This window comes from Paenibacillus sp. AR247, from assembly GCF_002968895.1.
Taxonomy (GTDB): Bacteria; Bacillota; Bacilli; order Paenibacillales; family Paenibacillaceae; genus Paenibacillus_AQ; species Paenibacillus_AQ favisporus.
In genome coordinates this window covers 35,728-42,661 of the sequence record NZ_PCZT01000011.1, presented here as the reverse complement: position 1 = coordinate 42,661, position 6,934 = coordinate 35,728, and the positions used below count along the sequence as shown (strand labels likewise).

The window sequence follows — 6,934 nt, the reverse complement described above, 5'->3', positions numbered from 1 at the left end:
TGGGTCAATAATGATGGGGAGAGCCCTGGGAGCTGTGGCCGGACATCCTGCTAGACCTGGTCGACGCCGCTGGCGCAGGCCGATGCGGCGGCGGACAAGCCGCTTCCGCCGAAAATCCACGTGTCCAGCCCCAAGAGCGAGTCGGACCCGCGCGGCCATGCCGATCACGTCGAGATGGAGCCGCTCTTGACCTTTTTACGGAAGATTGCTGGAGATACACCTGCCGTGGATGTCATGATTGAAGCCAAAGCCAAAGACGGGGCGCTGTTCAAGCTGATGGAGGATTTGCAGGCATATCAGGGTGACGGGGTGCGTATTCTGGATGGTGCGAGTATTGAGATTACACCCTAGATAAGGCTAATTTCTTTACGGGCATCACCTTTGGGGCCAATGTGGAAATCGGTTTCCCGGTCCGAATCGGGCGAAACTTTGCCGGAGTCTATACGTATAGTTTTAGGAGATAGAATCAGCGGTGTGACGTTATAAGCTGATCCACACGGGGACGGGAGCTGTGTTCATGAGTGTCTTGGCTCCGCCCGCGGACGGGGCCGTCCCAAAGTACAGATCTAATCAGAAAGTAGAGTGAATGCTTTGAACCAAGAGGGTAAGGTACCATATGTCGTAACCAGCAAGAGCTTTACGGCTGTAGCGATTAACGCCGCCTCGAAAGCAGGCGAATGGATTAAGAGTAAACTGGGCACGGTAAAACAGCTGGATACCAAGTCCGGAGCGCCGGATTTGGTCACCGAAGTGGACAAGGGCGCCGAGCAAATGATCCGCAAGCTGATTTTCACTCATTTTCCGGATCATGCGCTTCTTGGCGAGGAAGGGGTCGAGCCCGGGCCGGAGGCTTCCAAGAAAGCGCTTGAGCAGGCGCTGGATGAAGAATACTTGTGGATTGTGGATCCGGTGGACGGAACGACGAACTATGTTCACGGGTATCCGTTCTTTTCCGTATCCATTGCCTTGGCGCATAAAGGAGAAGTGATCGTTGGAGTCATTTATGATCCTTCACGCGATGAAATGTTTGTGGCTGAGAAGGGCAAGGGCGCCTATGTGCATGGCAAGCGCATGTCCGTTTCCCAGCAGGAAACGCTGAATGAGAGCCTTCTAGCAACAGGCTTTCCGGTGGGAAGAGATACGACGCTTCCGCAAAATATGGCTGGACTCAATTACCTTGCGCCGCGGGTGCGCAACATCCGCTCCGGGGGCTCTGCAGCCCTGCATCTGGCTTATGTTGCCAGCGGGCGGCTTACCGGTTACTGGGAAGTCGGCTTGAACGCCTGGGACCTGGCGGCGGGATCGCTGATGATCACCGAGTCCGGCGGCAGCATCACCGATACGCTTGGCAATCCTTATCATCTGGGCGTACGCCATGTGGTCGCCACGAACGGGCTGATCCAGCAGGAGCTGGTCGGCGCATTGAAGGAAGCGAAGGGGACCGGCGAATAGTTCGGAGATTCAGAGGCTGAGCCTGACCGTCAGGCTGTTTCATTAGGCTTGAATCGGGGTAACCAAACAATGGACGTAATCGATCTTATTCACGCGGTGGCAGGCCACCGGTACAGCGCAAAGGAGTGTCAACCCATGAGTGAGAAGGACAATTTGGAGCGGCAGCTCAGTGACATGCTGACCGAAGGCGAGCTGCAGCAGCAGCAAAACCGTGAAGAAAAGGAGCGCGAGCTCATTTCTCCAAGATATGAAATCCGGATCCAGACGAAGATGGTTTCTTCAGGCCGCGTGCCACGGCTTTCTTAGCCAGGAGACCTGCGCCGAGCATAACGCTTGGGTTCGACGTGTTCGTACAGCTGGTGATCGCCGCGATGACGACTGCGCCGGTTCCCATTTCGCTGGTGGAGCCGTCTTTGTGCTTAACTGTTACTTTTTCTTCAATCTTGGCATCGCTGAGGCCGTATCCGCCTTTTTCGATCGGCGTGCGGACGATGTCGTTGAAGGCGTCCTTCATATGAGTCAGCTCGATGCGGTCCTGCGGACGTTTCGGTCCGGCAAGGCTCGGTACGACCGAGGCCAGGTCGAGTTCGATGATGTCCGTAAATTCAGGATCTTCGGTTTCCGCGGTGCGGAACATGTTCTGTGCTTTGTAGTAGGCTTCTACCAGAGCAACCTGCTCATCGGTACGGCCGGTGTTGCGCAGGTAAGCCAGCGTCTCGTCATCGACAGGGAAGAAGCCGATAGTTGCGCCGTATTCCGGTGCCATGTTGGCTACCGTTGCGCGGTCCGCGAGGCTGATGTTGGCCAGACCCGGTCCGAAGAACTCGACGAATTTGCCGACAACGCCTTTTTTGCGGAGCATTTGGGTAACGGTCAGCGCAAGGTCGGTCGCTGTAGCGCCTTCCGTCAGGCTGCCTGTAAGTTTAAATCCGATAACGTCAGGCGTTACGAAGTAAAGCGGCTGTCCGAGCATGCCCGCTTCGGCTTCGATCCCGCCGACACCCCAGCCGACAACGCCGAGGCCGTTGATCATCGTAGTATGGGAGTCCGTACCAACGAGGGAGTCCGGATATACGACCGTTTCTCCGTCGGTTGTCTTGGTCGCCGCCACGGATGCGAGATATTCCAGGTTGACCTGGTGAACGATACCTGTTCCCGGGGGGACGGCGCGGAAATTGTTAAATGCCGTTTGGGCCCAGCGCAGGAAGCGGTAGCGTTCCTCGTTGCGCTCAAACTCCACTTGCATGTTGTAGTTGAGGGCGTCGCTGGTACCGAACGCATCAACCATAACGGAGTGGTCGATAACGAGATCGACCGGAACGAGCGGGTTGATCTTCTTCGGATCCCCGCCGGCTTTCTTCACGGTGTCGCGCATAGCCGCAAGGTCGACGACGACCGGTACGCCGGTGAAGTCCTGCAATACGATACGGGCCGGAATGAACGGGATTTCCTTGTTATCGTCACGTCCTTCATTCCATTTGGCCAGCTGTGATACATGCTCCTCGGTAATGGCACGTCCGTCGAATTGGCGGACAGCGGCTTCCAGAAGCACCTTGATGGAGAACGGAAGCTTGGAGATGCTGCCGAGTCCCTGCTCCTCAAGAGCCTGCAGGCTGTAGTAACGGTAGGTTTTGCCTCCGACTTCCAGACTGCGGGCCGTGGAGAATTGATCCTTTGCTGTCATTACATGTACCTCCTTGATCGTAATTCGGTTCCTCTGCTTACTGTGGTTCATCAAATCAGTCATCATTCAGGTGGCTTGGGTGAGAGCGATAAGGGCGATCACTTTGCCGTTCCTTGTTTCACTAGATGAAACATAATTTCAAAATAGTGAGGTTCGCTTTTAGTATACCGTTTACAAGCCGGGGAGTAAAGTACTTTTTGCGTCTATTTATATGAAGAGACCGAGGCGGCAAAAGAACGGGAAAACGTTCCCCCGATCTGCGCCGGGACTGGTTCCGCGCACTGGCGGGACGGAGTGCGCAGCTTGTCCGCTTCCGGCTTTCCGGCGGACCTCCGCCGCGCGAAAATGGACCAGGGTTCATAGGTGCCCCCTTTTTTTCATATAGTGGAATATACGCAGCCGAAACAACATATTTCGGGTTAACGAAACGGGTGAAAGGGGAATGCATGGGAATGGAGAAGGTATGGAAGCAGACGCTGTACGCCTATGTAAATCAATACAACCAGCATCAGATCGATTACCGGTCACAACATACAGATCAGGTCGTGACGGATCCGGCTTATTTATTGGCGAGGAGTGAGCGGGCTTCCCGGCTGTCACAATGGTATGCCGCAAGGGGGGCAAGGCCGCTTCGCAGCGAGACGAGGGCCAAGCTGCTGCGGACGATCCGCGATACCCCGGAGGAGGCGGTCATCGATGTGCAGCTGTATGTGCAGCTGTTCTACGAAAAGGGCGGCGTCAATCATGTGGAGGAAATGATCCAGCGGGAGAGGCTGACCCTGATCCGGGATGGGGACGCCTGGGTGATCGTGTCGGTGGAGCAGCTGACGCCGGAGAAGCATCCGGCCGCCGGCATCCCTGTCGTGCACACCGGGCAGCCAGCCTACGCCTATTCCAGCGGCGGGTCGAAGCCTTACCTGAACGCCGAGGTGCTGCAGGGCGGCCCCGGCCGCAAAACATCGCGCTACAACCGCGCGGCAGCAGCGGCTTATGCCGACGAGTGGTGGGAAACCAGCAATCCGGAGTTTGCCGTATTCGAGGTGGACTGCACCAATTACATCTCGCAATGCCTCTTTGCAGGGGGCGCTCCGATCCACTATACTGGTAAAAGAGAATCGGGCTGGTGGTACAAAGGATATGTCGGGAGCAAAGAGTGGTGGAGCTACAGCTGGGCGGTTTCGAACGCGCTGCAGTCCTTTTTGTCGTCAAGCAGCTGGGGGCTTCGCGGTGAGCTGGTGGAGCGGCCCGAGCAGCTGATGCTGGGCGATGTCATTTTTTATGACTGGGACGGCGACGGCTCCTTCCAGCACAGCACGATCGTCACGGCGTTTGATGCCGGCGGCAGCCCGCTGGTCAACGCCCATACGGTCAGCAGCAAGCACCGTTTCTGGGACTACAAGGACTCCTACGCCTGGTCGGAGAACACCGTATACCGTTTTTTACATATCCCGGACTACTTCTAAGCCATTATAATGGTATATGTACAGCGGCAGGAGGACACCTGCAATCATGAGGAAAAAGAGAGGTTTGGCATGGGGAACAACAAAACAACCGTAGGCCTTGTGTACGGCGGTAAATCAGGAGAACACGAGGTATCGCTGCAGACGGCCTTTGCGGTGATGAACGCCTTTGATTACGATAAATACGAACTTATTCCATTCTATATTACGAAGCAGGGCGAGTGGAGAAAAGGAACGACGCTGCAGGCCCCCCTCGGCAAGCTGGACCAGTTGAAGCTGGAACAAAGCCAGGAGGGCACGGAAGCGGCGCTGGGAGCGATTTTCAGCAGGTTGTATGGCGGCGAGGCCGGCATCGACCTGATGTTCCCGCTTCTTCACGGAACCTTTGGCGAAGACGGAACCATCCAGGGTCTGTTCGAAATGGCGAACATTCCTTACGTAGGTGCCGGAGTCCTGGCTTCCGCAGCCGGAATGGATAAGGCCGTAATGAAAAAGCTGTTTGCGCAGGCGGGCCTGCCTCAATGCGGCTACCGCTTTTTCACGAAATCGCAGTGGGAGCGCAGCAGCTTCAATCTGATCATGGGCGTCGAAGACGACCTTGGATACCCATGCTTTGTAAAACCGGCGAATTTGGGATCGAGCGTAGGCATCTCCAAGGCGAGAAACCGCGAGGAGCTGGAGCAGGCGATTGAGCTCGCTTTCCGCTATGACCTCAAAGTCATCGTCGAAGAGTTTGTGGACGCGCGCGAAGTGGAGGTGGCTGTGCTCGGCAATGACGAGCCGATGGCATCTGTGCCGGGAGAAATTATTTCCTCCAGCGATTATTACGACTACGCGGCGAAGTATACGGATGGGCAGTCCGAAATGGTCATTCCGGCTTCGCTGGATGCCGAGACGGCGGACCGTCTGCGGGAGGCTCGCCCTCGATTGCTTTTCAGGCGATCGAAGGCAGCGGCATTACCCGGGCGGATTCTTCATCCGCAAATCGGACGGCGCCATCTTCATCAATGAGGTCAACACGATGCCGGGCTTCACTCCATACAGCATGTATCCGCTGCTCTGGCGTGAAACGGGCCTCGGCTATCAGGCGCTGCTGGACCGGATGATCGAGCTGGCGCTGGAGCGCTACAACAGCAAGCAGTCGCTGGTCTTTGCCAACGACATTTAACTTGGCGCTGCAGATGCTTTCGTGGGATATCCGCCACGTGAGCGATTTAGACGTACAGCAACACCATATAAGGTATCCGGCCGGCTCTGCAGTATAGGCCGGGTACCTTTTCCATTTTAATCAGGAGAAGGAGATGAAATGATGGGTTTCCAGACCGAATTTAATTCCGTGTGCAAGTTCAAAAGCGACCAGGAGCTGTACGAGCTGCTCGAATACGGACGCGGCAAAATGGTCAAGCAGGGCTTCCGCGTCTTCCCGACAGGCCAGAAAGTGATTGCCTATACCCCGAACAACGTGGCGGTGGCGATCGTTAAGATCGTCGGCTGCATCGCCGAGATCAATTTTCAGGGGCAGGAGGTTACGGAGGTCGAAATGGAGCTCATCCGCAAGCTGACCGACGAGGAGTCGCGGATTCAGACCGATTTGGCTTACGAAATGTTTTTTGGGGAACATACTTCTTAAGGATGATTTTATAACCAAGAGGAGTAGAAGCCGATGATGAGGGTCCGTTTCGGATACGTGGCGATGTCAACCGTAATAAAAGATGCATCTCCCTCCAAAACGATGACGATGACCAGTTTCAGCAAACTGAACGACCGGGAGGCGGCCATTCGCAAACTGGAGCGGATTGCGGCCGAAAATTTGCATAACACGCTGCGGCTGCTGAAGCATAACCATGGCAGCGGCATTCATGTGTACCGGTTTTCTTCCAAACTGATTCCGCTGGCGACCCATTCGGACCTAAGCGATTGGAGCCCATATGATGCGCTTCGTGAGCCGTTTGCCGAGGTAGGCCATTACGTCAAGCAGCATGACATGCGGGTGTCTTTTCACCCCGATCATTTCACGGTGCTCAGCACGCCGCGGGCCGAGGTGCTGGAGAGCTCCATTCGCGACCTCCGCCACCATGTCACGATGCTGAAGGCGATGGGGCTGAACGCGACAGCGAAGAACAACATACATATCGGCGGAGCTTATGGTGACAAAACCGCTGCGGCTCAGCGGTTTGAGGAGCATTTTGCCGCGCTGGACGAAGACATCAAGCAGCGGCTGACGCTGGAAAACGACGACAAGACGTTTACGGCCGTCGAGACGCTTGAGGTCTGTCAGCATGTCGGACTGCCGATGGTGCTGGATATTCACCACCAATGGGTCAATAATGATGGGGAG

Annotated in this window: 4 protein-coding genes and 3 pseudogenes; 6 read left to right on the top strand and 1 reads right to left on the bottom strand. The window is 55.8% G+C overall.

Annotated features, from left to right (window positions below; all coding sequences use genetic code 11):
- Together CPT76_RS20875 and CPT76_RS20870 are read left to right on the top strand one after the other, a co-directional pair.
- Positions 1-351 (top strand): annotated as a pseudogene (locus tag CPT76_RS20875) (UV DNA damage repair endonuclease UvsE); the annotation flags it as partial.
- A 240-nt stretch (positions 352-591) separates the two neighbouring features.
- Positions 592-1,452 carry an inositol monophosphatase family protein gene (locus CPT76_RS20870; protein ID WP_076175801.1) on the top strand — a complete coding sequence of 287 codons (861 nt, stop codon included), beginning with the start codon at positions 592-594 and terminating at the stop codon, positions 1,450-1,452.
- Between the two features lie 271 nt (positions 1,453-1,723).
- Here the strand turns inward: CPT76_RS20870 and acnA are convergent.
- Positions 1,724-3,136, bottom strand: a pseudogene (gene acnA / locus CPT76_RS20865) (aconitate hydratase AcnA); the annotation flags it as partial.
- Between the two features lie 452 nt (positions 3,137-3,588).
- Between acnA and CPT76_RS20860 the strand changes: the two are divergent.
- The 4 genes and pseudogenes from CPT76_RS20860 to uvsE form a co-directional block, all read left to right on the top strand.
- Positions 3,589-4,599 (top strand): amidase domain-containing protein, encoded by a 1,011-nt coding sequence (locus CPT76_RS20860; protein WP_374954698.1) that lies wholly within the window; start codon positions 3,589-3,591, stop codon positions 4,597-4,599.
- Positions 4,600-4,668: 69 nt separating this feature from the next.
- A pseudogene (locus tag CPT76_RS20855) lies at positions 4,669-5,764 on the top strand (D-alanine--D-alanine ligase).
- A gap of 141 nt (positions 5,765-5,905) precedes the next feature.
- Positions 5,906-6,226 carry a hypothetical protein gene (locus CPT76_RS20850; protein WP_076175803.1) on the top strand — a complete coding sequence of 107 codons (321 nt, stop codon included), beginning with the start codon at positions 5,906-5,908 and terminating at the stop codon, positions 6,224-6,226.
- Positions 6,227-6,262: 36 nt separating this feature from the next.
- On the top strand, positions 6,263-6,934 hold a 672-nt coding region (gene uvsE / locus CPT76_RS20845; RefSeq protein ID WP_105444391.1), incomplete at its 3' end, for a UV DNA damage repair endonuclease UvsE.

What these genes read in the sequence shown, in the direction of transcription:
- CPT76_RS20860 (WP_374954698.1), top strand. Translation starts at nt 3,589, where the DNA reads ATGGAGAAGGTATGGAAGCAGACGCTGTACGCCTATGTAAATCAATAC.
- CPT76_RS20850 (WP_076175803.1), top strand. Translation starts at nt 5,906, where the DNA reads ATGGGTTTCCAGACCGAATTTAATTCCGTGTGCAAGTTCAAAAGCGAC.